24 protein-coding genes are annotated in these 24,667 nt (G+C 67.4%); 14 read left to right on the top strand and 10 right to left on the bottom strand.

Translation table 11 applies throughout. The annotated features are described in order from the left end of the window. Window positions 1-54 precede the first annotated feature (54 nt). Window positions 55-1,278: an MFS transporter gene (locus tag ACSFB7_RS07135; protein WP_435468476.1), complete on the top strand. Its 1,224-nt coding sequence runs from the start codon at window positions 55-57 to the stop codon at window positions 1,276-1,278. Between the two features lie 37 nt (window positions 1,279-1,315). Here ACSFB7_RS07135 and ACSFB7_RS07130 read toward each other — a convergent pair whose 3' ends face one another. Together ACSFB7_RS07130 and ACSFB7_RS07125 are read right to left on the bottom strand one after the other, a co-directional pair. Next, window positions 1,316-1,693 (bottom strand): dihydroneopterin aldolase, encoded by a 378-nt coding sequence (locus tag ACSFB7_RS07130; RefSeq protein WP_187114004.1) that lies wholly within the window; start codon window positions 1,691-1,693, stop codon window positions 1,316-1,318. A gap of 11 nt (window positions 1,694-1,704) precedes the next feature. Further along, complete coding sequence (locus ACSFB7_RS07125) at window positions 1,705-2,481, bottom strand: SDR family oxidoreductase (protein WP_435468474.1); 777 nt, start codon at window positions 2,479-2,481, stop codon at window positions 1,705-1,707. Window positions 2,482-2,505: 24 nt separating this feature from the next. Between ACSFB7_RS07125 and ACSFB7_RS07120 the strand changes: the two genes are divergently transcribed. From ACSFB7_RS07120 to ACSFB7_RS07075, 10 genes are all read left to right on the top strand, one after another. Further along, window positions 2,506-3,618 (top strand): class I SAM-dependent methyltransferase, encoded by a 1,113-nt coding sequence (locus ACSFB7_RS07120; RefSeq protein ID WP_435468472.1) that lies wholly within the window; start codon window positions 2,506-2,508, stop codon window positions 3,616-3,618. 708 nt (window positions 3,619-4,326) lie between these two features. Next, window positions 4,327-5,223 carry a TauD/TfdA dioxygenase family protein gene (locus ACSFB7_RS07115; protein ID WP_435468470.1) on the top strand — a complete coding sequence of 299 codons (897 nt, stop codon included), beginning with the start codon at window positions 4,327-4,329 and terminating at the stop codon, window positions 5,221-5,223. 32 nt (window positions 5,224-5,255) lie between these two features. After that, window positions 5,256-6,275, top strand: a complete 1,020-nt coding sequence (locus tag ACSFB7_RS07110) for an ABC transporter substrate-binding protein (protein WP_435468468.1) — start codon at window positions 5,256-5,258, stop codon at window positions 6,273-6,275. 63 nt (window positions 6,276-6,338) lie between these two features. After that, on the top strand, window positions 6,339-7,211 hold the full coding sequence (locus ACSFB7_RS07105) for an ABC transporter ATP-binding protein (protein ID WP_435468467.1): 873 nt from the start codon (window positions 6,339-6,341) through the stop codon (window positions 7,209-7,211). A 121-nt stretch (window positions 7,212-7,332) separates the two neighbouring features. Beyond that, window positions 7,333-8,202, top strand: coding sequence for an ABC transporter permease (locus ACSFB7_RS07100; RefSeq protein ID WP_435468465.1), 870 nt, complete (start codon window positions 7,333-7,335; stop codon window positions 8,200-8,202). Window positions 8,203-8,296: 94 nt separating this feature from the next. Continuing rightward, on the top strand, window positions 8,297-9,073 hold the full coding sequence (gene hisN / locus ACSFB7_RS07095; protein WP_435468463.1) for a histidinol-phosphatase: 777 nt from the start codon (window positions 8,297-8,299) through the stop codon (window positions 9,071-9,073). A 9-nt stretch (window positions 9,074-9,082) separates the two neighbouring features. After that, window positions 9,083-9,277 carry a DUF2905 domain-containing protein gene (locus ACSFB7_RS07090; protein ID WP_093245072.1) on the top strand — a complete coding sequence of 65 codons (195 nt, stop codon included), beginning with the start codon at window positions 9,083-9,085 and terminating at the stop codon, window positions 9,275-9,277. Window positions 9,278-9,314: 37 nt separating this feature from the next. Beyond that, window positions 9,315-10,241, top strand: a complete 927-nt coding sequence (locus tag ACSFB7_RS07085) for an ROK family protein (RefSeq protein ID WP_435468461.1) — start codon at window positions 9,315-9,317, stop codon at window positions 10,239-10,241. 36 nt (window positions 10,242-10,277) lie between these two features. Further along, window positions 10,278-11,474, top strand: coding sequence for a tetratricopeptide repeat protein (locus ACSFB7_RS07080; protein WP_435468459.1), 1,197 nt, complete (start codon window positions 10,278-10,280; stop codon window positions 11,472-11,474). Next, window positions 11,471-11,917 (top strand): DUF1877 family protein, encoded by a 447-nt coding sequence (locus tag ACSFB7_RS07075; RefSeq protein ID WP_435468457.1) that lies wholly within the window; start codon window positions 11,471-11,473, stop codon window positions 11,915-11,917. The genes ACSFB7_RS07080 and ACSFB7_RS07075 overlap by 4 nt, the downstream gene beginning before the upstream one ends. Window positions 11,918-11,930: 13 nt before the next feature. Here the strand turns inward: ACSFB7_RS07075 and ACSFB7_RS07070 are convergent, their stop codons facing one another. Then, window positions 11,931-13,388 (bottom strand): aminotransferase-like domain-containing protein, encoded by a 1,458-nt coding sequence (locus ACSFB7_RS07070; RefSeq protein ID WP_435468455.1) that lies wholly within the window; start codon window positions 13,386-13,388, stop codon window positions 11,931-11,933. Between the two features lie 171 nt (window positions 13,389-13,559). On the opposite strand from ACSFB7_RS07070, the gene ACSFB7_RS07065 reads away from it, so the two are divergent. Further along, window positions 13,560-13,895: a hypothetical protein gene (locus tag ACSFB7_RS07065; RefSeq protein ID WP_435468453.1), complete on the top strand. Its 336-nt coding sequence runs from the start codon at window positions 13,560-13,562 to the stop codon at window positions 13,893-13,895. A 312-nt stretch (window positions 13,896-14,207) separates the two neighbouring features. Here ACSFB7_RS07065 and otsA read toward each other — a convergent pair whose 3' ends face one another. The 4 genes from otsA to ACSFB7_RS07045 all read right to left on the bottom strand — a co-directional run bounded on the left by otsA (window position 14,208) and on the right by ACSFB7_RS07045 (window position 19,578). Further along, complete coding sequence (gene otsA, locus ACSFB7_RS07060) at window positions 14,208-15,593, bottom strand: alpha,alpha-trehalose-phosphate synthase (UDP-forming) (RefSeq protein ID WP_435468451.1); 1,386 nt, start codon at window positions 15,591-15,593, stop codon at window positions 14,208-14,210. Next, window positions 15,590-17,512, bottom strand: a complete 1,923-nt coding sequence (locus ACSFB7_RS07055; RefSeq protein WP_435468450.1) for a glycoside hydrolase family 15 protein — start codon at window positions 17,510-17,512, stop codon at window positions 15,590-15,592. The genes otsA and ACSFB7_RS07055 overlap by 4 nt, the downstream gene beginning before the upstream one ends. After that, window positions 17,509-18,306: a trehalose-phosphatase gene (otsB, locus tag ACSFB7_RS07050; RefSeq protein ID WP_435468448.1), complete on the bottom strand. Its 798-nt coding sequence runs from the start codon at window positions 18,304-18,306 to the stop codon at window positions 17,509-17,511. The genes ACSFB7_RS07055 and otsB overlap by 4 nt, the downstream gene beginning before the upstream one ends. 102 nt (window positions 18,307-18,408) lie before the next feature. After that, window positions 18,409-19,578 (bottom strand): multifunctional CCA addition/repair protein, encoded by a 1,170-nt coding sequence (locus ACSFB7_RS07045; protein ID WP_435468446.1) that lies wholly within the window; start codon window positions 19,576-19,578, stop codon window positions 18,409-18,411. A gap of 199 nt (window positions 19,579-19,777) precedes the next feature. On the opposite strand from ACSFB7_RS07045, the gene ACSFB7_RS07040 reads away from it, so the two are divergent. After that, window positions 19,778-20,503 (top strand): OmpW/AlkL family protein, encoded by a 726-nt coding sequence (locus tag ACSFB7_RS07040; RefSeq protein ID WP_435468444.1) that lies wholly within the window; start codon window positions 19,778-19,780, stop codon window positions 20,501-20,503. A 48-nt stretch (window positions 20,504-20,551) separates the two neighbouring features. Here the strand turns inward: ACSFB7_RS07040 and ACSFB7_RS07035 are convergent, their stop codons facing one another. The 3 genes from ACSFB7_RS07035 to ACSFB7_RS07025 all read right to left on the bottom strand — a co-directional run bounded on the left by ACSFB7_RS07035 (window position 20,552) and on the right by ACSFB7_RS07025 (window position 23,970). Next, on the bottom strand, window positions 20,552-21,235 hold the full coding sequence (locus ACSFB7_RS07035; RefSeq protein WP_435468442.1) for a glutathione S-transferase family protein: 684 nt from the start codon (window positions 21,233-21,235) through the stop codon (window positions 20,552-20,554). A 114-nt stretch (window positions 21,236-21,349) separates the two neighbouring features. Beyond that, window positions 21,350-21,925 carry an MgtC/SapB family protein gene (locus ACSFB7_RS07030; protein ID WP_435468440.1) on the bottom strand — a complete coding sequence of 192 codons (576 nt, stop codon included), beginning with the start codon at window positions 21,923-21,925 and terminating at the stop codon, window positions 21,350-21,352. Window positions 21,926-21,939: 14 nt separating this feature from the next. After that, window positions 21,940-23,970 (bottom strand): lytic transglycosylase domain-containing protein, encoded by a 2,031-nt coding sequence (locus tag ACSFB7_RS07025; RefSeq protein WP_435468438.1) that lies wholly within the window; start codon window positions 23,968-23,970, stop codon window positions 21,940-21,942. A gap of 9 nt (window positions 23,971-23,979) precedes the next feature. Between ACSFB7_RS07025 and ACSFB7_RS07020 the strand changes: the two genes are divergently transcribed. Next, a complete protein-coding gene (locus ACSFB7_RS07020; protein WP_435468436.1) occupies window positions 23,980-24,597 on the top strand; it encodes a 5-formyltetrahydrofolate cyclo-ligase in 618 nt (205 codons plus the stop codon). Window positions 24,598-24,667 lie beyond the last annotated feature (70 nt).

Below are 24,667 nucleotides of genomic sequence, written 5' to 3'. Positions count from 1 at the left end.
GCGTCTTCTCCTTGCACACTCCAGCCCTTGCTTCATGACCTAAGGGTTAACGCCATGTCTTCCATTCAAAAAACGCATGATCGGCTGCCGAACTCGCTGATCCTGCTGCTTGCCGCCAGCGCCGGGTTCGCCGTGGCGGCGCTCTACTACAGCCAGCCCATGCTGGGCGAGCTGGGCCCGGACATCGGTGCTTCGGCGCGCAGCGTGGGCTTCGTGCCCACGCTCACGCAGCTGGGCTATGCGCTGGGCATCCTGCTGCTGGCACCGCTGGGCGACCGCTTCGACCGGCGCCGCATCATCCTGGCCAAGGCCTCGGTGCTAGTGCTGGCGCTGCTGGCCGCGGCGTTCTCGCCCTCGGTCGGCCCGCTGCTGGTGGCCAGCCTCGTCATCGGCCTGACGGCCACGCTGGCACAGGACGTGGTGCCGGCCGCCGCCACGCTGGCGCCTGAGGCGCATCGCGGCAAGATCGTCGGCACGGTCATGACGGGGCTGCTGCTGGGCATCCTGCTGTCGCGGGTGCTCAGCGGTTTCGTGGCCGAGCATTTCGGCTGGCGCGCGATGTTCGTGGTTGCGGCGGGCAGCATCGCGTTCATCGGCGTTGCCGCGGCGCGCGGCCTGCCGCACCTGCGTCCGACCACGCACCTGGGCTATGGCGCGCTGCTGGGCTCGCTGGCCCAGTTGTGGCGCAAGCACGGCGCGCTGCGCCGCGCCACCTTCGCGCAGGGCCTGCTGTCGGTCGGCTTCAGCGCGTTCTGGTCGACGCTGGCCGTGATGCTGCATGGCGCGCCGTTCCACCTGGGCAGTGCGGCGGCGGGGGCCTTCGGGCTGGCCGGTGCGGCGGGTGCGCTGGCCGCGCCCATCGCCGGACGCATCGCGGACCGCCGCGGGCCCGAACTGGTGATTCGCCTGGGCGCCGTGCTGGTCGTGGTGTCGTTCGCCGCGATGCTGCTGGCGCCGCTGATGGCACCGGCCGCCCGGCTCGGGCTCATCGTGGCCAGTGCGATCGGTTTCGACTTCGGCCTGCAGGCCGCGCTGATCGCGCACCAGACCGTCGTCTACGGCATCGACCCGGGTGCGCGCAGCCGGCTCAACGCGGTGTTCTTCACCGGCGTCTTCATCGGCATGGCGGCGGGCTCGGCGCTGGGTGCCCTGGTGCTGGCGCAGTGGGGATGGTCGGGGGTGGCCTTGCTGGCCACGTTGTCGGCGCTTGGCGCGCTGGCGGTGCGCATGTGGCCGGCGGCGGCCAAGCCTGCGGTGGCTTGCTGTTCAGCGGCCTGAGCTGTCTAGACGCTCAGGCGTTCATGCCCTTGGGCATTCACCACTCGCCGGCTTCCATGCGGATAGCCACTTCGCAGTCGTCGAAAATTTCGAGCTTGGCGATCTTCACGCGCACGCCCAGCACGCCGGGCAGTTGCAGCAGGCGGTGCACCACCTTGCCGATCAGGCTCTCCAGCAGGTTGACGTGTTCGGCGGTGCACTCGTCGATGATGATCAGGCGCACCTTGCCGTAGTCGAGCACGTGGAAGATGTCGTCGTCCTGCGGCAGCAGCGGCTGCTGGCCCAGGCTGAGTTCGGCATCGACCTGGATCGGCTGCGGCGCCACCTTCTCGTGGTCGAGGATGCCGAGATTGGCATTGAAGCGCAGGCCCAGCAGGGTGAGGGTCTGGCGGCCGTGGGTATGGGAAGAAGACATGGTGATGGTGCTCACATGAGCGAGAAATCGCGCTCGAATTTCATCAGGTGCTGGCCGCCGTCCACCAGCAGCGTGGTGCCGGTGATCGAGCTGTTCTCCAGCGCGAACTTCACCGTGGCGACCACGTCGGCCGGGGTGGAAGAGCGGCCCAGCGGCGACAGCTTGTGCAACTGCGCGAACTTGTCGTCGTCCAGCATGTGGCTTGCCAGCGTGAGGCCGGGCGCCACGCCCACCACCCGCACGTGCGGCGCCAGCGCCAGCGCCAGCATCGGCGTGGCGGCTTCCAGCGCGGCCTTGGACAGCGTGTAGCTCAGGAAGTCGGGGTTCGGGTTCCAGAGTTTCTGGTCGAGCAGATGAACCACCGCGCCCTGCGCGTCGCGTGCCGCCAGGTGGTCGTGCAGCGCCTGCGCCAGCAGGATGGCCGCGCCGGTGTTGCTGCGCGCATGGCGCTCCATGAGCGCGTAGCTGAAGCTCGCGGCCTCGTCGTGCTCGAACAGCGCGGCGCTGTGGACCACCGCATCGACGGTGCGAAAGCGGGCGACCACGCGGGGCAGCAGCGCGCGCGTGGCCTGCTCGTCTTCGAGGTCGGCCACGAAGAGGGCCGAATCGCCCGACAGGGCGGCGCAGTCGGCCACCGTTTTCTCGGCATCTGCCAGCGAGCTGCGGTAGTGCACCGCCACCTGCCAGCCGCCTGCTGCGAGCGCCAGCGCGATCTCGCGGCCCAGCCGGCGGCCGGCGCCGGTGACAAGAACGGTGCGGCGGGTCGGGGTGGGAAAAGCGGCGCTCATGCGGGGAGAGGGAGAATCGGGGGTGTGACGACAAAGACGCCAAACAGTTTACCCACCGCCCTCGATCACCTCATCGCCCGCGCCGTCGAACGCGCCGGCGGATGGATCGGGTTCGATCGCTTCATGGCGCTCGCCCTGTATGCGCCCGGCCTGGGCTACTACGCCAACACCTCCGCCAAGTTCGGCCACATGCCGTCTTCCGGCAGCGACTTCGTGACCGCGCCGGAGCTGACGCCGATGTTCGGCCAGACGCTCGCGGCGCAGGTGGCGCAGGCGCTGGAAAAAACCGGCACCGACACGGTCTGGGAATTCGGCGCCGGCTCCGGCGCGCTCGCGGTTCAATTGCTGCATGCGCTCGACGAGATCGGCCGAAGCGATGTGCGCTACCGCATCGTCGACCTGTCGGGCACCCTGCGCGAACGGCAGCAGCAGGCGCTGGTGCGCTATGCGGACCGCGTCGAATGGCTGGGCGAGCTGCCGGAGTCGATGCAGGGCGTGGTGGTCGGCAACGAAGTGCTCGATGCGATGCCGGTGCAACTGCTGGCGCGCGTCGCGGGCCAGTGGTTCGAGCGCGGCGTGGTGCGCAACGCGCAGGGCGACGGCTGGACCTGGGCCGATCGCGTGACCGACCTGCGCCCGCCGGTCGAGGTGATCGGCGAACACGACTACCTGACCGAAATCCATCCCCAGGCCCAGGCCTTCATCGCGACGCTGGCGGACCGCCTCGACAAGGGCGCGGCCTTTCTCATCGACTACGGTTTTCCCGAGAGCGAGTACTACCACCCGCAGCGCCACATGGGCACCGTGATGTGCCATCGCGCGCACCAGGCCGATGGCGATCCGCTGGCCGACGTGGGCTACAAGGACATCACGGCGCATGTGGACTTCACCGGCATTGCGCTGGCGGGCCAGAACGCGGGGTTCGAAGTGCTGGGCTACACGAGCCAGGCGCGGTTTCTGCTGAATTGCGGGTTGCTGGCGAAGATGGAGCAGGGCTCCGTCGCGGAACGCGCAATGGCGGCCCGCCTGATCCACGAGCACGAGATGGGGGAGCTGTTCAAGGTGGTGGGGTTTGCTGTTGGCGAGGCTTGGGATGCGGTGGGGTTTGCTGAAGGGGATCGCAGTCATACGCTGTGACTTGCTTGCTGCTTCGTTTGCTTCCCGAGGCCGGGTCTCGCCCCGGCGGGCGACTCACTTTCTTTTGCTTCGCCAAAAGAAAGTAAGCAAAGAAAAGGCGACCCCGCTGTCTGCGACCCCTTCGCTGCGCTACGGGGCAACCTGCGGTGCTCGCGTTTCGCGGGGTCCGCAGAACTCGCTTCGCTCAAACAGCTGCGGCCCTGATCCGCGAAACGCTCCGCTCCTCGGCGCAGCCAGAGGGGGGTGGAAACCGCAGGGGCCTTTGCTTCGCTCGGCCACCTGATTGCCGCAGACGCTGCGCGTCTGCGGCTCGTATTTGTATTGGCTGTTGGTATTGCCGGGCCGAGCGAAGCGAAGGCCCGTCCCCAATCCCTTCTGGCTGCGCCGAGGAGCGCAGACGCCGGTGGGATCAGGGCCGCAGCTGTTTGAGCGAAGCGAGTTCTGCGGACCCCCACCGGTGTCGAGCACCGTAGGTTGCCCGTAGCGAAGCGAAGGGTCGCAGACAGCAGGGTCGCCTTTCTTTTGCCTACGTTTCTTTGGCGAAGCAAAGAAAAGTAGGTCGCCTGCCGGGGCGAGACCCGGCCTCCACCCTCCGCAAGGAGCGCAACAAGCACAAGGACGCGCCCCCCAAGAAAGAAAGGGAGTAAGGCATAAGCTAGCAACGAAGAGTTCGTTGAGAAACAACGCCCCGCGCCCTACATTCGCGGCATGACCGCCGTTTCTCCCCACGCCCACGCCCCAAAAGCCGCAGCGCAGCATTTCGAAGTGCGCCCCTTCGCCGCCCCGGTCGGCGCCGAAATCGTCGGCCTCGACATCTCGAAACCGATCAACGCCGAAGACTTCGCACGCATCCACCGCGCCCACCTCGATCACCATGTGGTCGTGTTTCGCGACCAGCAGATCACCCCTGCCGAGCACATCGAGTTCAGCCGCCGCTTCGGGCCGCTCGAGATCCATGTGCTGCACCAGTTCCAGCTCAAGAACCATCCCGAGATCCTGATCGTCTCCAACATCAAGGAGAACGGCGAGCCCATCGGCCTCGGTGATGCGGGCGTGTACTGGCACTCGGACATTTCGTACAAGCCACATCCCAGCCTCGGCTCCCTGCTGCACGCGCAGGAACTGCCGAGCGAAGGTGGCGACACGCTCTTTGCCGACCAGCACCTTGCGTGGGAAGCGTTGCCGGCCGACTTGCAGCAGCGCATCCTGCCGCTCAAGGCCGAGCACAGCTACCTCGCCAAGTACGAAGAACTGCGCGCCAAGAACCCGTGGCGCCCGAAGCTCTCGCAGGTGCAGATCGACCAGGTCGCGCCCGCCGTGCAGCCGGTGGTGCGCACGCATCCTGAAACGGGCCACAAGGCGCTGTTCGTCAGCGAGCATTTCACGACGCGCATCGTCGGCCTGCCGCAGGACGAAAGCGATGCGTTGCTGGCCGAGCTGTTCGCGCACAGCGTCAAGCCCGAGTTCGTGTATCGCCACACGTGGGCGCCGCACGACCTGGTGTTCTGGGACAACCGCTCGCTGATGCATCTGGCGGCTGGCACGCCGGACCATCTGCGCCGCCGCCTGAACCGCACCACCATCGTCGGCGACACGCCTTTCTGATTCTTTCTTCTCTTCTCCCCGGATCGATTTCAATGAACCGCTTCACCCGCAGGGCCGCCGCGCTCGTCACCGGCCTCGGCCTTCTCGCCGGCAGCCTCTCTGCCAGCCTGGCGCATGCCGAAGGCCAGATCCGCATCGCCGAGCAGTTCGGCATCGTCTATCTGCTGCTCAACGTGGCGCAAGACCAGAAGCTGATCGAGAAGCACGCGAAGGCGGCGGGTGTCGATGCCAAGGTCGAGTGGATCAAGCTGTCGGGCGGCTCGGCCGTCAACGATGCGCTGCTGTCCGGCAACATCGAGATCGCGGGTGCTGGCGTGGGCCCGCTGCTCACGCTGTGGGACCGCACCAAGGGCAAGCAGAACGTGAAGGGCGTGGCGTCGCTGGGCAACTTTCCGTACTACCTGGTGAGCAACAACCCGAACGTGAAGACCATTGCGGACTTCACCGACAAGGACCGCATCGCGCTGCCCGCCGTGGGCGTGTCGGTGCAGTCGCGCGTGCTGCAGTTCGCCTCGGCCAAGCTGTGGGGCGACAAGGAGTTCAACCGGCTCGACAAGATCAGCGTGGCGTTGCCGCACCCCGACGCGGCAGCGGCCATCATCAAGGGTGGCACGGAGATCACGGGCCACTTCGGCAATCCGCCGTTCCAGGAGCAGGAACTGGCGGGCAATCCGAACGCGCACATCGTGCTCAATTCGTACCAGGTACTGGGCGGACCGTCGTCGGCCACGGTGCTCTACGCCACCGAGAAATTCCGCAGCGAGAACCCGAAGACCTACAAGGCGTTTGTCGATGCGCTCGACGAGGCTGCGAAGTTCGTCACGGCGAATCCGGAGAAGGCGGCCGACATCTACCTGAAGGTGAGCAACGCGAAGCTCGACCGCGAGCTGCTGCTGAAGATCATCAAGAACCCCGAAGTGCAGTTCAAGACCACGCCGCAGAACACCTATCCGCTGGCGGAGTTCATGCACCGGGTGGGCGCGATCAAGAACAAGCCGGCTTCGGTGAAGGACTATTTCTTTGACGATGCGCAGAACAGTTCGGGGAACTGATCGGTGAGCTCGGCGAAGGTCTCTTCGGGCGTTGACTCCTTCCCCCTCTGGGGGAAGGTTGGGATGGGGGCGGGCAGGGCGGTGACGAAGCCGACGCCGTCTGCCCCCACCCCGGCCCTCCCCCGGGAGGGGAGGGAGGAAGACTGGAGCCAAGACGCAGCGCCGCTGCTGCAGGTTGACGGTGTCAGCCTTGAATACCGCACCCCCGAACGCGTGGTCCGCGCCACGCACCGCGTGAGCTTCGATGTTCACGCCGCCGACCGCTTCGTGCTGCTCGGCCCCTCGGGCTGCGGCAAGTCCACGCTGCTGAAGGCGGTCGGTGGCTTCATCCCACCGGTCGAAGGCGAAATCCGCCTCGACGGCCAGCGCGTGACGCGGCCCGGTCCCGACCGCATCGTCGTGTTCCAGGAGTTCGACCAGTTGCCGCCGTGGAAGACGGTCAAGCAGAACGTGATGTTTCCGCTGCTGGCTTCGCGCACGCTCGGCAAGAAGGAGGCAGCCGAACGCGCGCTGCACTATCTCGACAAGGTGGGCCTTTCCAAGTTCGCCGACGTGCATCCGCACCAGCTCTCGGGCGGCATGAAGCAGCGCGTGGCGATTGCGCGTGCGTTGGCGATGCAGCCGCGCGTGCTGCTGATGGACGAGCCCTTTGCCGCGCTCGATGCGCTCACGCGCCGCAAGATGCAGCAGGAGCTGCTCGAGCTGTGGGAGGAGGTGCGCTTCACGCTGCTCTTCGTCACGCACTCGATCGAAGAGGCGCTGGTGGTGGGCAACCGCATCGCGCTGCTGTCGCCGCATCCGGGGCGGATGCGGGCGGAGATCAACAGCCATGGGTTCTCGCTGGCGAGCCTGGGTGGTGCGGAGTTTCAGAGCACCGCGCAGCGCATTCACGACATGCTGTTCGAGGAAGAACAGCCGGCCGCCGCAACCCCATGACCCCGGTCTTTCTCCCTCCCCTACCGGGGGAGGGCAGGGGTGGGGGCAAGCGGCGCATCCATCGAGCGCTCTGCCTGCCCCCATCCCAACCTTCCCCCAAAGGGGGAAGGAGCAATACACCATGAGCACTCTCACACCCCCCATTCGCCCCGAGTACGAACGCACGCTCGAACCGTTCACCGAACTCCCCGTCGAACGCACGCTGCCGCTGGGCACGCGCCTCTGGTCGCAGGCCTGGCTGCGCAAGGGCCTGATCCTCGCGGTCATCGCCGTGCTCTGGGAGTTGGCCGCCCGCTGGCAAGACAACGACCTGCTGCTGCCCACCTTCACCGCCACCGCACGCGCGCTGGTCGAAGGGCTGGCCAGCGGCGAGCTGGTCGAGAAGGTGCGCATCTCGCTGGCTGTGCTCTTGCAGGGCTACATCGCCGGCGTGCTGCTGGCCTTCGCGCTGACCACGCTCGCGGTGTCGACGCAGATCGGCCGCGACCTGCTGGACACGCTGACATCCATGTTCAACCCGCTGCCCGCCATCGCGCTGCTGCCGCTCGCACTGCTGTGGTTCGGCCTCGGGCGCGGCAGCCTCGTATTCGTGCTGATCCATTCGGTGCTGTGGCCGCTGGCGCTCAACACCTACGCGGGCTTCCAGGGCGTGCCCGAGACGCTGCGCATGGCTGGGCGCAACTACGGGCTGAAGGGCCTGCGCTACGTGCTGCAGATCCTGGTGCCGGCCGCGCTGCCGTCGATTCTTTCGGGGCTGAAGATCGGCTGGGCCTTTGCCTGGCGCACGCTGATCGCGGCCGAACTGGTGTTCGGTGCCTCCTCGGGCAAGGGCGGTTTGGGCTGGTACATCTTCCAGAACCGCAACGAGCTCTACACCGACCGCGTGTTCGCGGGGCTCGTCATGGTGGTGTTGATCGGCCTGCTGGTGGAAAGCCTGGGCTTCAAGACGCTGGAGCGGCTGACTGTGCGGCGCTGGGGCCAGCAGCGCTAGCAAAAGCAGCGGCGCTGGGGGCCGCCGCCCCTTTCGCGTCGAACCCGCGCCGGCTCGGGTCTAATCGCAGGTTTTGGCACGTGTTTTCCCTCTCATGAGCTCCTCCACTCCCGACCTCTCGCCGATTGCCCAAGCGCTGGCCGATGCCGCCGCCGCGCAGTCGATGCATTACTTCCGCACGCCGCTGGACATCATCACCAAGGCCGACGAAAGCCCGGTCACGCTGGCCGACCGCGCCGCCGAGACGGCGATGCGCCAGATCCTCGGCGCCCGCGTGCCGGCCGACGGCATCTACGGCGAAGAACACGGCCCCGAGCGGCTCGATGCCGAACGCGTCTGGGTGCTCGACCCGATCGACGGCACCCGCAGCTTCATCACCGGCTCGCCGCTGTGGGGCACGCTGATCGGCGTGCTGCAGGGAGGGCGCGTGGTGCTCGGCATGGTCGACATGCCGGTGCTGAAAGAGCGCTGGATCGGCCAGGCCGGCCAGGGCGCCACGCGCGACGGCCAGCCGGTGCGCGTGAGCAACTGCACCGAAGTGGCCAAGGCCCGCATCGTCACCACCTCGCCCGACATCTTCGCGCCGGCCGACTGGACGGCGTTCGACCGGCTCAGCCGCCAGTGCGCCATGCGCCGTTTCGGCGGCGACTGCTACGGCTACGCGCAGCTCGCGGGCGGCACCATCGACCTGGTGGTCGAGACCAGCCTGCAGCCCTACGACTACCTCGGCCCGGCCGGCCTGATCGAAGCCGCGGGCGGCGTCATCACCGACTGGCAGGGCCAGCCGCTGGGCCTGAAGTCCGACGGTAGGGTGATAGCCGCAGCAACGCCCGAACTTCACCGACAAGCCATGGCGATCCTTGCCGCCTAGACTGTTGCCATGTTCCGCTGGCTGATCGTCGTTGTCCTTGCCCTGGTGCTCATGAGCGGCCTGACCGCCTGGCTGCGCCGCTTCGGCTTCGGACGCCTGCCCGGCGATTTCGAGTTTCGCGCCTTTGGCCGCGACTGGCAGTTGCCGATTGCGAGCACCGTGCTGCTCAGCATGATCGCGGCGCTGGTCGCCCGCCTGCTGTAGCGAGACGGCGCCCCTGACCTGAGAGAAGAACCCCGCAATGAGAGCCTGCGTAGACATCGGTGGCACCAAGGTGGCCGTGAGCCTTTCCGCTGCGAGCGAGGCGCCGCTGATCGGCCGCCGCAGCGAGCCGACCGCCAAGACCGGCGACAACGACGCGGTGGCCGTGCAGATCATGCGGATGATCGACGAGGTCTGCGCCGAACAGGGCATCGATGCCGCCACCATCGACCGCGTGGGCGTGTCGTCGGCCGGACCATTCGAATTGCGCGACGGCATGGTCGAGCTGGCCACGCCGAACATCTGCGGCGGCATCGCCGGCCCGGCGCGCGGCCTGCCCAACACCTGGATGACAGCCATCATCGAAGCGCCATTGGCCCGGCGCTTCGGCCGCGTGCGCGTGGAGAACGACGCCGTGGCGGGCCTGGAAGCCGAGCGCCACTGGGGCGCGCTGCAGGGGCTGGACCACTGCGCGTACGTCACCTGGAGCACCGGCGTCGGTGTCGGCCTGTGTGTCGATGGCCGTGCGCTGCGCGGCAAGAACGGCAACGCGGGCCATGCGGGCCACAGCTTTGTGGTCGACGATGCCAGCGGCGCGCTGTGCGGCTGCGGCAACCTCGGCGACGTCGAGGCGCTGGTGGCCGGCAACTCGATCGCCCGCCGCTTCGGGCAACCTCCGCCCGACCTGTTCTCGGCCGCTTCCGCCGGCGAGCCGCATGCGCTGGAGATCGTGGATGCGTTGTGCCGCGTGATGGGCCGCATGCTCTACAACCTGGTCATCACGCTCGACCTGCAGCGCATCAGCTTGGGCGGTAGCGTGTTCTGGCACCACCGCGACTTTCTGTTGCCGCGCCTGCAGGCGCAGATCGACGGCAAGCTGCCGCCGCTCACGCGCGGCGTGCAACTGGTGCCCGCGGGGCTCGGCGAGAAGGTGGGCGATTACGCGGCCCTGGCGCTGCTCGACTGAGCGGCGGGTTTCAAGAACAGGCGCAGCAGGCCAACCATGAGCGCGTCGTCTCCCCGCCGCAAATCGTTGGCCTACCTGCTGTTGCTGGTGGGCGGCTTTCTGGGCGCACACCGTTTCTACCTGGGGCGCTACCGCAGCGGCGCCGCGCAACTGCTGCTGTTGCTCGTGGGCGTGAGCACCAGCCTGCCGGGGGCGAAGTTCGGCCTGGTCATCCTGCTGCTGTGGCTGCTGGCCGATATCTACTGGGTGCACCGGCAGATGGAAGCGCCAGAGGCGGTGCAGGAAGACTCGGACCGACCCGTCCTCAAGCGCGCCGCGGCCATTGCGCCGGCCGAAGCCGCCCGACCGGCCGCCAGCGACACGCCCGCGACCCGGCTGAAGAACCAGGAGCACCGCTACATGGAGGCCTTCCACCAGGGTGACTTGCAGCGTGCCGAAGCGCTGTGCACCGAAGCGGTCGAGCTGGCCCGCCGGCTGTGCGGCGGCCCCGGCGAAGCGGTGGTGTCCCACCTCGTGAACCTGGCCGAGATCCGCCGGCAACTGCAGCGCAATGACAAGGCCATCGCGGCGCTGGACGAGTGCATGAACATGATCGGGCAACTGCGTCTGCCCGACAGCTGGCGGCTGCGCCCGACCAACACGCTGGCGCTGGTCTATGCCGCGACCGGCAGGCCCGACGAGGCCGAAGCCCTGTACAAGAAAACCATCGCCCTCGCGATCACCGAGGCCAAAGGCGGCTCGACCGACGCGGTGGTGCGTGCGCTCAACAACCTCGCGTTTCTTCACGCCACGACCGGGCAGCCGCTGAAGGCCGAGCTTTGCTACGCCCGGGCGATGACGCACCTGGACAAGCTCCCGGCCGGCACCGGTGAAGGCGAGGGCGATGCCGAGCTGTACTCCAACATGCTGAACAATTTTGCGGACCTGCTGGCGGCGCGGCGGGACTTCGCCAAGGCCAAGCCCTTGTACGAACGCTCCCTGGCCATCCAGGAGCGCAGTTGCAGAGGCATCTCGACCGTGGCCGCCAACGCGCACAACGACCTCGGCCTGATCGCGCAGGAGCTGGGCGACCTGCGCCAGGCGCTGGTGCACTTCAGGCGCACGCTGCTGCTCAACCAGATCTGCGCGCCGGACCATCTGAAGAACATCGCCAATGCGCAACGCAACGTTGACGGCGTGAGCGCCACGCTCGACGCCATGACCTACGCCGCGCGCGTGGAGCGCAACGCATGAGCATCGCCGCCAGCTTCTTCGCCATCGACCGCTACCGGCTGCGCGGTCTGGTCATCGATCCGACCACCGTCTCGGGCTTTCTGCGCACCCCCGCCGAACAGGAAGGCCCGCATGCCCGCCAGACCGTCGAGCAGGCCTGGGACGTGGTGCGCACGCTGCTGCCCGCAGCAGTGGACGGCGAGTTTCTCGAAGGCACCGACGGCATGGGCTGTGTCTACCTCACGGCCAGCCACGTGGAGCGCAGCGCCGAGCGCATTGCCCGGCTCGACGTGCAGGCACTGGTGCAGGACTTCGCCAGCGATCCGGACGGCTTTGCCCAGCTCTACTGGGCGACGTTCTGGCAAGAGAACGCGCAAGGGCTGCTGGCTTTCATGCAGGGTGTGCAGCGCTTCTTTGCCGATGCGGCCGCGCGCCGCGACGCGGTGGTCTTCTTCATCGCGTAAGCAGGCGCTCGCGCTACCGGGCCAGCGGCGGCGAAGGCCGAACCTTCGACACGATCTCCCCCAACCGCTGCAGCCCCGCATCCACGGCCTTCGAATACGGCCAGCCGCAGTTGATGCGCAGGTAGTTGTCGAAGCGCCCCGAGTTCGAGAACTGCGCGCCCGGCGCCACCAGCATGTGTTCGCGCAGTGCCGCATCGAACACGCTGACCGACGAACGCTGCTCGGGCAGCTCCACCCACAACTGCAGGCCGCCGCGCGGCAGGTTCAGCCGCGTGCCCGCCGGAAAGTACCTGGCGATGGCATCCGCCGTCTGGTCGCGCTGCACGTGCAGGCGTTCGCGCAGGCGGCGCAGGTGGCGGTCGTAGCCGCCGCTGGCGATGAACTCGCCCGCGGCGATCTGCGCCAGCGCCTCGTTGTTGCGGGTCTGCGCGTACTTGAGCATTTCGACCTGCGCATGCCAGCGTCCCGCGGTGATCCACCCCAGCCGCAGCCCCGGCGCCAGCACCTTGTGCAGCGAGGCGCAATAGATCACGTTGCCCGTGCGGTCCCATGACTTGGCCGCGCGCAGCGGCACGTCGGACTCGACCAGGTCGCTGTAGGTGTCGTCCTCGACCAGCGCGATGCCGTGGCTCTCGCACAGATGCACCAGCCGTTGCTTGTGGGCATCGGGCATGACGCTGCCGATCGGGTTCTGCAGATGCGGCACCACCACCACGGCCTTGATGTCGTCGTAGGTGTGGATGGCGAGGTCGAGCGCCTCGATGGAAATGCCGGTCTGCGGACTGGTCGGAATCTCCAGTGCGCGCAGCCCCAGGCTTTCGAGCACCTGCAGCAGGCCGTAGAAGGTGGGCGACTCCACCGCCACCGTGTCGCCGGGCTTGGCGATGGCGCGCAGCGCGAGGTTCAGCGCCTCGATACAGCCGTTGGTGACCAGCACTTCATCGGGCGCCACCGTCATGCCGATGCGCAGATTGCGTTGCGCCAGCGCCTCGCGAAACTGCTCGTGGCCTTTTTGCGAAGAAGCGGTGGTCAGCAACTCGGGCCGCTGGCGCAGCGCGCGCGTCATGGAATTGCGCAGCGCCTCGGCGGGATACAGCTCGGGGGCCGCACGCGCAATGGCGAAGTTGAGCTTCACGCCCGTGTGCCGTCCACGCGCCATGAAGTTGGCCATGCGCGCGCGCATGCTGACCAACTGCGCCGGATCGGGCGGCACGTCGGCCAGGGGCTCTTCCATCGGCGCGATGGCCAGGCGCTGCGGCCGGCGCACGAAGTAGCCCGAGCGGTCGCGTGCCTCGACCCAGCCGTCGCTCTCCATGGCACGGCAGACCTGCAGCGCTGTCGAGAGGCTGATGTCGTGCAGCCGCATCAGGCTGCGCAGCGAGGGCAGCTTGTCGCCCTGCTTGAGCGAGCCGGTGTGGATCGCGTCGACGTAGTGCGCAGAGAGCTGGCGGTAGAGCGGTAGCGAGTCCATGGGTCGATGTTCCCTCTGTCCTGCATTCAAAAACAGATGCAGTTGCCGGGGAAAACGACCATAACAGATGGGCTTCAGCCTTGGCTGTTCCGGTCGCAATAGCCATCGCGTGTGCCTGTTTTTCAGGCGAGGGAATTCCTACGATGGACCCTCATTCACCCGAGGTTCGCCATGATCACCACCCTCTCCCAAGCGCCCGATTCCATCGTTCTCGAACCCGGACAGTCCCTGCGCACGTCGGTCGATGCCGGGGCCTGGCTTCAGGTGGCCGAGGGCCGCGCCCGTGTGGTGTCGCCGCCCGGCTGGTTCGGCGAGACGGTGTTCATGACCGAGACCTTGCTCGATGAAGGCGACGTGCATCGCCTGACGCACGGCGGCTGGATCGAGGTGTGCGCGCTGACGCCAGCGCATCTGCGGTTGCACGCGCCGGTGGCGAGGCCGCCTGCTGTGGCTTCGGTGGAGGCGCGGCCTGTGATGCGGTTCGTGCGGCTGCTGACCGGGTGGTGATTGCTCGCTGCTGTTTGGGGGCGGGTTCGGGCTCGTGTTCATTCAGGGCGAGTGCGAATGACACCAGGAGCTCCCCTCCGCGAATGTCCCCCGCTTCGCTCCTCCTTTATTTCGCTGCGGGGAGCACCTGGTGTCATTCGCACATGGACACGCTCTGCGTTTGCGGCCGATCAACGACTGCTCTGAGCGCTCACGTCGATACGGGGCTCTTTTTCGCGAAATAAAGGAGGAGCGAAGCGGGGGACATTCGCGAAAAAGAGCACCGTGTCGGCGTGAGTGCCGCCCTGAACAGCAGCACTGAACAAACAAGACTCAGCGCTCGCTGGCAGCCTCGCGAAGCGCATCAAGAAAGCTGCGCCGCCACCAATGTACGTCCTGCTCGCGAATGCGCGACAGCAACTTCTGGTGTCGTTCACGCCGCTCTTCCAGCGGCATCTGCAGCGCCTGCTGCACAGTTTCCGCAGTGCCGTGCGTGTCGTACGGATTCACCAGCAGCGCTTCTTTCAGTTGCTCCGCAGCACCGGCAAAACGCGACAACACAAGAACCCCAGGATCCGCCGGGTCCTGCGCCGCGATGTATTCCTTGGCTACCAGGTTCATGCCGTCGCGCAGCGGCGTCACCAGCCCGACCGCAGCCGCGCGGCACAGCCCCGGCACGCGCTTGCGCGCCACCATGCGGTGGATGTAGCGCACCGGCATCCAATCGAGTTCGCCGTAGTCGCCGTTGATGGCACCGCACAGTGATTCGAGTTCGCGCCGGATGTCGGCATACGCATCGACCGTCTCTCGCGTGGGCGAGGCGATCTGGATCAGCGTGGCGCTGCGCCGGTTCTCCGGGTAGTTGGCCAACAGCTCGCGGAACGCGCGTACGCGCTGCGGAATGCCCTTGGAATAGTCGAGCCGGTCGATGCCCAGCAGCAGCCGGCGGCTCGAATACTCGCGCTTCATGGTCTCGTACATGTCGCGCGCTTCCTTCGCGTGCGTGAGCGCGGCGAACTCGTCCACGTCGATGCCGATCGGGAAGGCGCTGCAGCGCACCGTCTGCCCGTAGGCGCGGTACATGTCGTTGCCCAGGTACTGGCCGTGGGCCTCGTTGCGCACGTAGTGCTCGAAGTGCTGCACGTCCTGCTGCGCCTGAAAGCCGATCAGGTCGTACGAGAACAGCGAACGCATCAGCCACTCATGCTGAGGAATGGCCGCGATGATGATCTGCGGCGGCAGCGGAATGTGCAGGAAGAAACCGATGCGCTGCCTGCAACCCATGGCGCGCAGCTCGGCGGCCAGCGGCATCAGGTGGTAGTCGTGGATCCAGATGATGTCGTCGTCTTTCAGCAGCGGCAGCAGCTTGCGCGCGAACAACTGGTTCACGCGCCGGTAGCCGCCGATGAAGCCGGCATCGAAGTGCGCGAGGTCCAGGCGGTTGTGGAACACCGGCCACAACACGTCGTTGCTGTAGCCCAGGTAGTAGCTGTCGTGGTCCTCGCGGCTCAGGTCGAGCGTGGCGAGCGTGACCTTGCCGGCCTGCTGCCTGTGCATCTCGCCTTCGCCCGTGGGGCCGCCTTCGACGATCTGTCCGCTCCAGCCGAACCACAGGCCGCCGCTTTGCTGCAGGCTCTCGCCGAGCGCGACGGCCAGCCCGCCGGCGGCCGGCTTGCGCGGGTCGGCCACGCGGTTGGAAATGACGACGAGCCGACTCATATGCACGAATCCCAGGGCGTGGACAGGCGCACGGCCGCGTTGATGATGCCGACCATCGAATAGGTCTGCGGAAAGTTGCCCCACATCTCGCCCGTGACCGGGTGCGTGTCTTCCGACAGCAGCCCCAGCGGATTGCGCGCCGCCAGCATGGTCTCGAAGATCTGGCGCGCCTCGGCCTTGCGGCCGATCTTGGCGAGCGCGTCGATGCGCCAGAAGGTGCAGATGTTGAAGGCGGTCTCGGGCTTGCCGAAGTCGTCGGCCGCTTCGTAGCGGCGCATGTAGGGGCCGTCGCACAGCGACTTTTCCATGGCGTCGACGGTGGAGATGAAGCGCGGGTCGCGCGCATCGATCAGGCCGACCTCGACCATCAGCAGGATGCTCGCGTCGAGTTCGTGGCCGCCGAAGCTCTCGGCGAAGGCCTGGCGTTCTTCGCACCACGACTTGGTGAGGATCTCTTCCTTCATGCGCGAGGCATGGCCGTGCCAGTAGGCGGCGCGATCGGGCAGCTCCAGCGTGCGCGCGATCTTGGCCAGCCGGTCGCAGGCGGCCCAGCTCATCAGTGCCGAGCTGGTGTGCACTCGGGCGCGCGTGCGCAGCTCCCACATGCCGGCGTCGGGCGTGCCGTAGACGCGCACCGCCTGTTCACCGACTGCTTCGAGGTGCGGAAACTCCGCCACGCCCGCGCGGCTCAAGAGGCGATGGTCATGAAAAGCCTGCGCTGCACCGAGCACGATGTTGCCGTACACGTCGTGCTGGAAGTGCTCTTGCGCCTGGTTGCCCACGCGCACCGGGCCCATGCCCCGGTAGCCGTCGAGCCCTTCGACAAAAGACTCGGGCAGCTCGCGCTCAAGCCCGATGCCGTACAGCGGCTGGATGTGCTCGCCATGCGAGCCGATCACCACGTTGCCCAGCCAGCGCAGGTAGTCTTCCATCGTGCCCACTTCGCTCAGCGAGTTGAGCGCGCGCACCACGAAAAATGCATCGCGCAGCCAGCAGTAGCGGTAGTCCCAGTTGCGCTGGCTGCCCGGCGCCTCGGGAATGCTGGTGGTCATGGCGGCGACGATGGCGCCGGTGTCTTCGTACAGCGAGAGCTTGAGCGTGATGGCCGCGCGTATCACTGCGTCCTGGTACTCGAAGGGAATGGCCAGGCGCTTGCTCCAGGTGCGCCAGTAGGCGATGGTCTCCTGCTCGAAGCGGCGCGCCGTGTCGGCGATGCCGTCGAGCAGCGTCTCGTCCACGCCGAACATGAAGTTGTATTCGCGCGAGATCACGAAGGGCTGGCGCGCGAGGATGTGCGAGATCGATGCGTCGGTGTTCAGGCGCAGCGTCAGGTCGGGCCCGACGTAACGGATGTGGTTGCTGCCGCGCGTCACCTCCACCGGCTCGGACGCGCCCCACTGGAAGCGCGGATCGAGCGACACGCGGATGCGCGGCGCACCGGCAATCGGCCGCACGCGGCGCACCATCATCAGCGGGCGAAAGTAGCGTGAGCGGCTGTGAAAGCGCGGCGCGAAGTCGGTGATCTCGATGCCCTGGCCGGCACTGTCGAAGAGCTGCGTGCGCAGCACGGCGGTGTTCGGCTCGTACCACTGCTTGGCTTCCGCAAAATCTTCGATGTCGATGCTCCACGCGCCGGCACCTTCGCCGGGATGCAGCAGGGCGTTGAACACCGGATCGCCGTCGAAGCGCGGCAGGCAGCACCAGACGGCGCGGCCGCGTGCATCGATGAGCGCGCTGTAGGCGCAGTTGCCGATCACGCCGACGTTGAGCGACGGCTCGGCCGGCGGCGCAAAGCCGCGCGGTCCGGGGGCCGCGGCGGCCTGCACATCGACCGGCGCGCGGTCGTCGGGGCCGGCCGCACCGGCCATGGCTTGGTTGGCACGGTCTTCAGGGGCCTTCGGCAGTTGTTGTTCGCTCATCCAGGGCTCCTCGGGGATTCTTCGGTGGTCGGGGTGTGGGGCGCAGCCAGCACGTCGCGTGCCTGCACCAGCCATTCGTAGACGGCGCGCGGCGATTCGAGGCGGTGCAGCGCCAGGCTGGGCCCGGTGCCGACCTTGATGGCGATGCCGCCGCGCGGCTGCACCACGGCAAAGCCGCTCTCGTCGGTGGTGTCGTCGCCCGCAAAGAACGGCGTGCGGCCCGCGAAGGGCGCCTCGTTCATGAAGGCATCGATGGCAATGCCCTTGTTGATGCCCGCGGGCTTGACCTCGAACACGAACTTGCCGTGCATGAGTTCGAGCGCCGGATGGCCCTGGATGGCGCGCGACATGGCGTCGCGGCACACGGCTTCGAGCTGCGGCGCGAGCCGGTAGTGCAGCGCGATGGCGGCGTGCTTGCGCTCCACCAGCAGGCCTTCGTGCACGCGTGCCAGTTCGTTGGCGATGTCGAGAACGGGCAACAGGTCGGGCGCGCCCTGCTCCTGCATGTGGCCTTCGGCATTGCGGCGTTGCACGCCGTGCTCGCCGGCCACGGGCAGCCGCAGCGGCGCGAGAAAGCGGTCGATGGCATCGATCTGCCGGCCCGACACCACGGCCAGCGCGCCGCCGAGCAGGTCGCGCAGATCACTGAGCAGGGGAACGAGGGCGGGTGGAATCTCGATGGCCTCGGGGGTGGGCGCGAGCCCGACCAGCGTGCCGTCGAAGTCGAGGAAAAGGGCGGTGTCCCGGCCCGGCGGAGGAGGCAACTGAGCGTTGCCGGAAGAGGACTTTGGCATTGCGAAAAACCTTAACACGGGCTGCGCGGCGCGCGTGTCGGCCAAAGTCGAAGGTCTTTCGCGGCGGGGGCCGCGATGTGGACGCCGGGCAGCGGGGTGTCTTCAGGCCAGCGATGCGGCAACCGCTTCGACGCGGGCGAGGTGGATCGCTTCGCCGATCTGCGGACCTGCCGCGCCGGCCTGCTGGGCCTGGCGCGCGACGACGTCGGTGGCAACGGCGGCCGCGGTCGCCAGCACCGCGAGCAGCCGCGCGCGCGGCGGGTAGGGCGCGTCCTCGAGGCCGGGCAGGCCCCGCGCAATCGACTCGCAGGCCAACAGTGCCTCGGCAAAGCGCGCGGGCTTGCGAAAGGCATCGCAGCGCTCCAGCAGCCTCACCAATGGGGCTGCGTCGAGTTCGGCGCTGCGGTGGATGTGGCCGTGCTCGCGCGCCACCACCTCGGCGAGTTCGCGAATGTCCACCGGTATGCGCCAGCGGTCGCACACCTTCTGCAGCAGCGCGACGCTCTGCTTCTCGTCGCCGAGGTCATGCACCAGGCACGCGAAGCGCACCGCCAGCGACGCCTGCAGCCGGGCGGCCGTGTCGACGGTCCGCATGCGTTGCGCGCTGGCCTCGACTTCCGGCAGCAGCACCGCCAGCGCACCGCATTCGCGCAGCACCTCGAACATGCGCGACGGGCGCGTTTCCATCAGGCCGCGCGACAGCTCCTGCCACACGCGCTCGGGCACCAGCGCATCGGCTTCGCCGGCCTCGACCATCTCGCGCATCAGCGCCATCGTGTCGGGCGCGACCGTGAAGTCGTCGAAGCGCGCGGCAAAGCGCGCCACGCGCAGGATGCGCACCGGGTCTTCGCGGAAGGCGTCGGTCACGTGGCGCAGCACCTTGTCGCGCAGGTCGCGTTGGCCGTGGAAGGGGTCGGCCAGTTTTTCGGGGTCGGGTTCGAATTGGCCGTCGGCGCCTACCAGCTCGGCCGGCAGGGAGATGGCATTGACGGTCAGGTCGCGGCGTGCGAGGTCTTCTTCGAGCGTGACATCGGGCGCGGCATGCACGGTGAAGCCGCGATAGCCGGGCGCGCTCTTGCGCTCGGTGCGGGCCAGCGCGTATTCCTCGCGCGTCTCGGGGTGCAGGAACACCGGAAAGTCGCGGCCCACGGGCAGGTAGCCGCGGGCCACCATTTCTTCGGGCGTGGCGCCCACCACCAGCCAGTCGTGGTCGGACACGGGCCGCCCGAGCAGCCGGTCGCGAACGGCGCCGCCGACGAGAAAGATTTTCATGGTCGCAGTGTAGGGATGGGGCGCCGAGGAATTAGCCGGGGATGAGCGATAGGGATACCCCCAACCGCTAAATAGAACGAGCGTTCGATAATATCGGCCGCAAACAGAACGAACGTTCGTTCTGTTTTTTCGAACGCAGCGCCAGCCACGGCCTCGCGCTGTGTCGACGGGATTTTTCAACCAAAGGAGCATTCACATCATGAAGAAAACAATGTTTGCGCTGGCGGCTCTGGGTGCCTTGGCGTCCGGCAGCGCGTTTGCGCAACAGGCCGGCGACCTGGTGATCGGCGCGGGCTGGTTTCATCTGTCGCCACAGGATTCGAGCAAGCCGCTGACCGTGACCGCGCCGGTGCAGAGCGTGCTGCCCGGTTCGGGCGCCAGCGTGAGCGATTCAGACACCCTGGGCCTCAATGCGACCTATTTCCTGGACAGCCATTGGGCGGTGGAAGGCGTGTTCGGCGTGCCGCCGAAGTTCAAGCTCAACGGCACCGGCACGCTGGGCCGTGTGGGCCAGCTCGGCGAGGCCCGCCAGTGGAGCCCGACCATCCTGGGCAAGTACTTCTTCAATGACGGCAACGCCGCTTTCCGTCCGTTCGTGGGCCTGGGCGCCACCTACGTCTGGTACAGCAACGTGAACCTGACCTCGAACCTGCAAGGTGCGCTGGCCAGCCAGTTCCACCAGTCGCCGTATTCGGTGAACACCACCGCCAAGCTCGACAGCTCGTTCGCGCCCGTGATCAACGTCGGTGCGGCCTACCAGTTCGACAAGCACTGGGGCATCTCGTTCTCGGTGTCCTACATCCCGCTGAAGACCAAGGCCAAGCTGACGACGACCTCGATCACCGGCTTCCCGGTTGCCAACAGCGAAGCCAGCCTGAAGCTGAACCCGATCGTCACCTACGTGTCGGCAACCTACCGGTTCTGATCCGGCCCTGCTCCGAAAGCCTTGCCGCACATGTCGCGTTGACCGCGCTCAGCGTGACTGGCGGTAAGGCTCTTCGAACTGCAGGAAGTCTTTTTCCGCCAGTCCATCGTCGATCCAGGCCTTGATGCCCGGCAGTGCTTGCACGCGCTCGATGTAGGCCGTGATGGCGGCCGGCACCGGCAATCCATAAGTCTTGATGCGCGTGCCGACGGGCGCGAAGTAGGCGTCGGCAATGCCGAACTCGCCGAACAGCATCGGGCCGCCGTGCGCGTCGAGCAGGCCGCTCCACATCTGCACGATGCGTTCCAGGTCGCTGGCCACTTCGGGCTGCTCGCGCAACAGCTTCGCGCCGACCTCGGGCAGCGAAGCCTCGATGTTCATGCCGCAGTGGCCGCGCAGGCCACCGAAACCCGAATGCATCTCGGCGCAGACGCTGCGTGCGCGGGCGCGATCGGCCGCCTTCGCAGGCCACAGCTGCTTGTCGGGGAAGGTCTCGGCCAGGTACTCGGCGATGGCGAGGGTGTCCCAGATCACCAGGTCGCCATCCACCAGCACAGGCACCTTGGCCACCGGGTTCAGCGAGCCGATGGTGTTCTTGAACTTCGATGTGGCCTCGAAGGAATCGAAGCGCACCATCACCTCGTCGAAGGCGATGCCGGCCTGCTTCATGAGCACCCAGGGGCGCATGGACCACGACGAGTAATTCTTGTTGCCGATATAGAGCTTGCGCATCAGGGGCCTCTGGTTCGTTGCGAATTCAAACCTTCGATGCTAGCCCGGCCGCGCGCCGCAATTGATGCCCAACGCGGCGCGAATTGATGCTCGCTGTCTTGCGAGCCGCCGGTGTCAGGTGCGGGGCGTGTCGTCCGGCGAGGCGATCACGCGCGGCGCAGCCTGCGCTTCGCCATTGCCGTTCCCGTTGGCGCGCGACGGGCCGATCACGCGTTCGACTCCGTTCACGAGGCGCGGCACCAGCGACAGCACCGCCAGCGCCAGCAGGGCGCTCAGCACGGCGGTGGCTTCACGCCCAAGCCCGCAGGCCATGCCGATCGCGGCCGTCATCCACAGGCCCGCGGCGGTGGTCAGGCCCTGCACATGGGATTCGTCCTTGCCCTGCTTGAGGATGGTGCCGGCGCACAGAAAGCCCACGCCCGCCACCAGCCCCTGGATCACGCGGCTCATGTCGGCCGGCACGATGCCGGTCTGCTGTGGAATCAGCACGAACATCGCCGAGCCGATGGCCACCAGCATGTGGGTGCGCACGCCTGCCGCCTTGCCCTGCTGTTCGCGCTCGAAGCCGAGCACGAAGCCCAGCACCGCTGCGAGCGTGAGGCGCAGCACGATGCGCGTGAGCTGTGCGACGTCCGTCACGTCCGAGAACTCGGACGCAATGGTGTTCAGGACTTCGTCGCGCCAGCTCATTTCAGCAGCGGAACTCAGGGCAGGTCTTTGTTGGGCTCGGGCTCTGCAGCGTCGCGCGGGCCCACGCGGCCAAGGCGCTCCTTCAGCGATTGCGGACGGCCGCTGATGATGGCGGCGTAGTTGGTGGTGTTGGCCAGCACCTTCTTCACATAGTCGCGGGTTTCGCTGAAGGGCACGTTCTCGGCCCAGATGGCGGCTTCGATCACCGGGCCGTTGCGCCAGTTGCGCGGACGGCCGGGGCCGGCGTTGTAGGCGGCGGCAGCCAGCGCCATGGAGCCGTCGAAGTCGTCGAGCGCCAGCTTCAGGTAGTTGGTGCCGATGGTGATGTTGGTTTCGCGGTCGTTGATCTGGCCGGGCGTGAAGTCGGTCATGCCGATCTTGCGGGCGGTCCAGCGTGCGGTGGCGGGCATGACCTGCATCAGGCCCGAGGCGCCGACGCCCGAACGTGCGTCCATGATGAAGCGGCTTTCCTGGCGGATCAGGCCGTAGACGTAGGCGGGGTCCAGGCCGATGTCCTGGGCCTTGCGCAGCACGGTGTCGTGGAAGGGCATCGGGAAGCGCTGGTCGACGTCGACCACGCCCTTGGTGCGCTCGCTGGTGTTGATGCAGCGGTCCCACACCTCGCGCTGGCAGGCGAAGTCGGCGGCGGCCAGCAGCGCGCGGTCGTCCATGCCGCCCTTGTCGTGCAGGTTGGTGGCGTAGTTCCACTCGCGCGTGCCTTCGGAGCGCAGGCCGATCGCGATGGCGTAGAGGCCACGGTTGAGCGCGGGGTTGCTGCGTGCCGCGGCCTTTTCTTCAGGCGTGAGCGGCGCCGGGCGCGTGGGCGCGACCGTGCGCTGACCCAGCTCTTCGAGCGCCAGCATTTCGTAGAAGCCGCGCGAGCCGGCAATGCCCTGATAGAGGTCGCGGGCCTGGGCGCGGCGTTCGTCGCCGCCGGCACCCGCCAGTGCGCGGGCCTTCCAGTAGACCCAGGTGGGGTCTTGCTGCGAGGCTTCGCTCATGGCGTTGATGGCGGGCGCCACCTCTTTCCATTGGCCGGCGCGCAGCGCGGCGCGCACGCGCCAGCCGAGCATGTCGTCCGACAGGTCACTGTTCTTGGTGACGTTGGCGAAATAGGTGCCGGCCTGCGGCCAGAGCTTGGTGGCGGCCTGGCGGCCGATGGTGCCCCAGATCCAGTTGCGCTCTTCCGCCGAGAGCATCGGGCCCCATTTGCTGTCGAGCTGCGAGGCGGCCAGTTCGGGGTCGGCAATGGCGACCTTGATGAGCGCCAGCACCACCAGTTCCTTGCGCGACTTGACGGCCACGAAGGCGCGGCCTGCGAGGAACTTGGCCGAGCTGGCGTTGAGTTCCTCGAACAGCGGCAGCGCGTCGGGCGCGGCGATGGTGACGGCGCCGCGCGCGGCCTGCGGGCGGTTGGCCTCGATTGCCAGGCGGGCCTTTTTCCAGGCGTCGTTGGGCGACATCAGGCGGGCCGCGACCATGCGGTCGGCGGCGGTCAGGCAGCCGTCGTCGGAGTCTTTCTGCGCGAACCAGTTGCGGCGCACCTCGTCGGCCTGCGCCTGCGTGGCGGTGCCGGAGCGCAGCGTGTCGACCAGCGTGGCGTAGCAGCGCACCTGCGCGTCGTCGCCCATGCGAAAGCCCGCGATCGATGCGGAGAAACCGTCCCAGTCGCGGCGCTGGCCGAGCAGCAGCAGCCAGTCGTTGCGCAGGCGGTCTTCTTGATAAGTGCCGGGGTAGCGGGCGAAGAAGTTCTGCACCTCGCTCGGGTCGGCCTCCTGCAGGCGCGCCTTGAGTTCCCAGTAGGCGGCCCAAGGTTCGAGGGCATGACCGCGCGCTTGCGGCAGCAGGGCCGTCAGGCGGGCCTTGTCGCCGCGCTGGAAGGCCTGTTTCATCTGGACCAGCACGTCGTCGTTGGTGTTGTTCTGGGCGGCGGCGGGTTGCTGCGAAAGCAACGCGGCGAGGGCCAGGACAGCGGAAAAAACCAAAGCGGGTGTTGCGCTGCGCGGGCGACGGCGCGTGGATGCCAAAATGCTTGGGAACTGCATCGGGGGATTATGGACAAGTCAAAGGGTGCCGACACTTCGGCGACGGCGAGTTTTCTGAAGGATCAACTGCGCAAGGCATTGGTCGAACAACGCCTGGCCATGCCCGACCGGCTGACACGCGCCGACCTGCTGCAGCGTGTCATGCGGATCTGGCTGGTCAACCGGCCCGACACCGTGATCGGCGCCTACTGGCCGATCAAGGGCGAGTTCGATCCGTTGCCGGCCCTGCATCGCTGGAAGGAAGACGGCGAGCTCATCGACGAACCGCAGCGCCGTCGCATCGGACTGCCGGTGATCAACAAAGTTCACAAGACCCTGACCTTCCATGCCTGGTATCCGGGCTGCCAGATGGAAGAAGACGCCTACGGCATTCCCAAGCCCAAGGACACCGAGCTGATCGTGCCCACCCTGCTGTTCGTGCCCTGCGTGGGCTACAGCGCGGGTGGCTACCGGCTGGGCTACGGCGGCGGCTTCTACGACCGCACGCTGGCGGCGCTGGAGCCTCGGCCTTTCACGGTGGGGCTGGGCTTCACCAACGGCTTTCTCGACGACTTCGAGCCCGAGGCGCACGACCTGCCGCTGGACGCCATCCTCAACGACAACGGCGTCGTCTGGCCGACGTCCTGAGCCCCCCGGCTTTTCACTTCGTGTAACTCCCCCCAAGGGGGAGGAGCGGCCCGCCTTGGGGCGGCCCGGC

The sequence above is a fragment of the Variovorax raffinosi genome (assembly GCF_051216615.1).
Classification (GTDB): Bacteria; Pseudomonadota; Gammaproteobacteria; order Burkholderiales; family Burkholderiaceae_C; genus Variovorax.
This window is presented reverse-complemented; position numbering and strand designations above follow the sequence as displayed.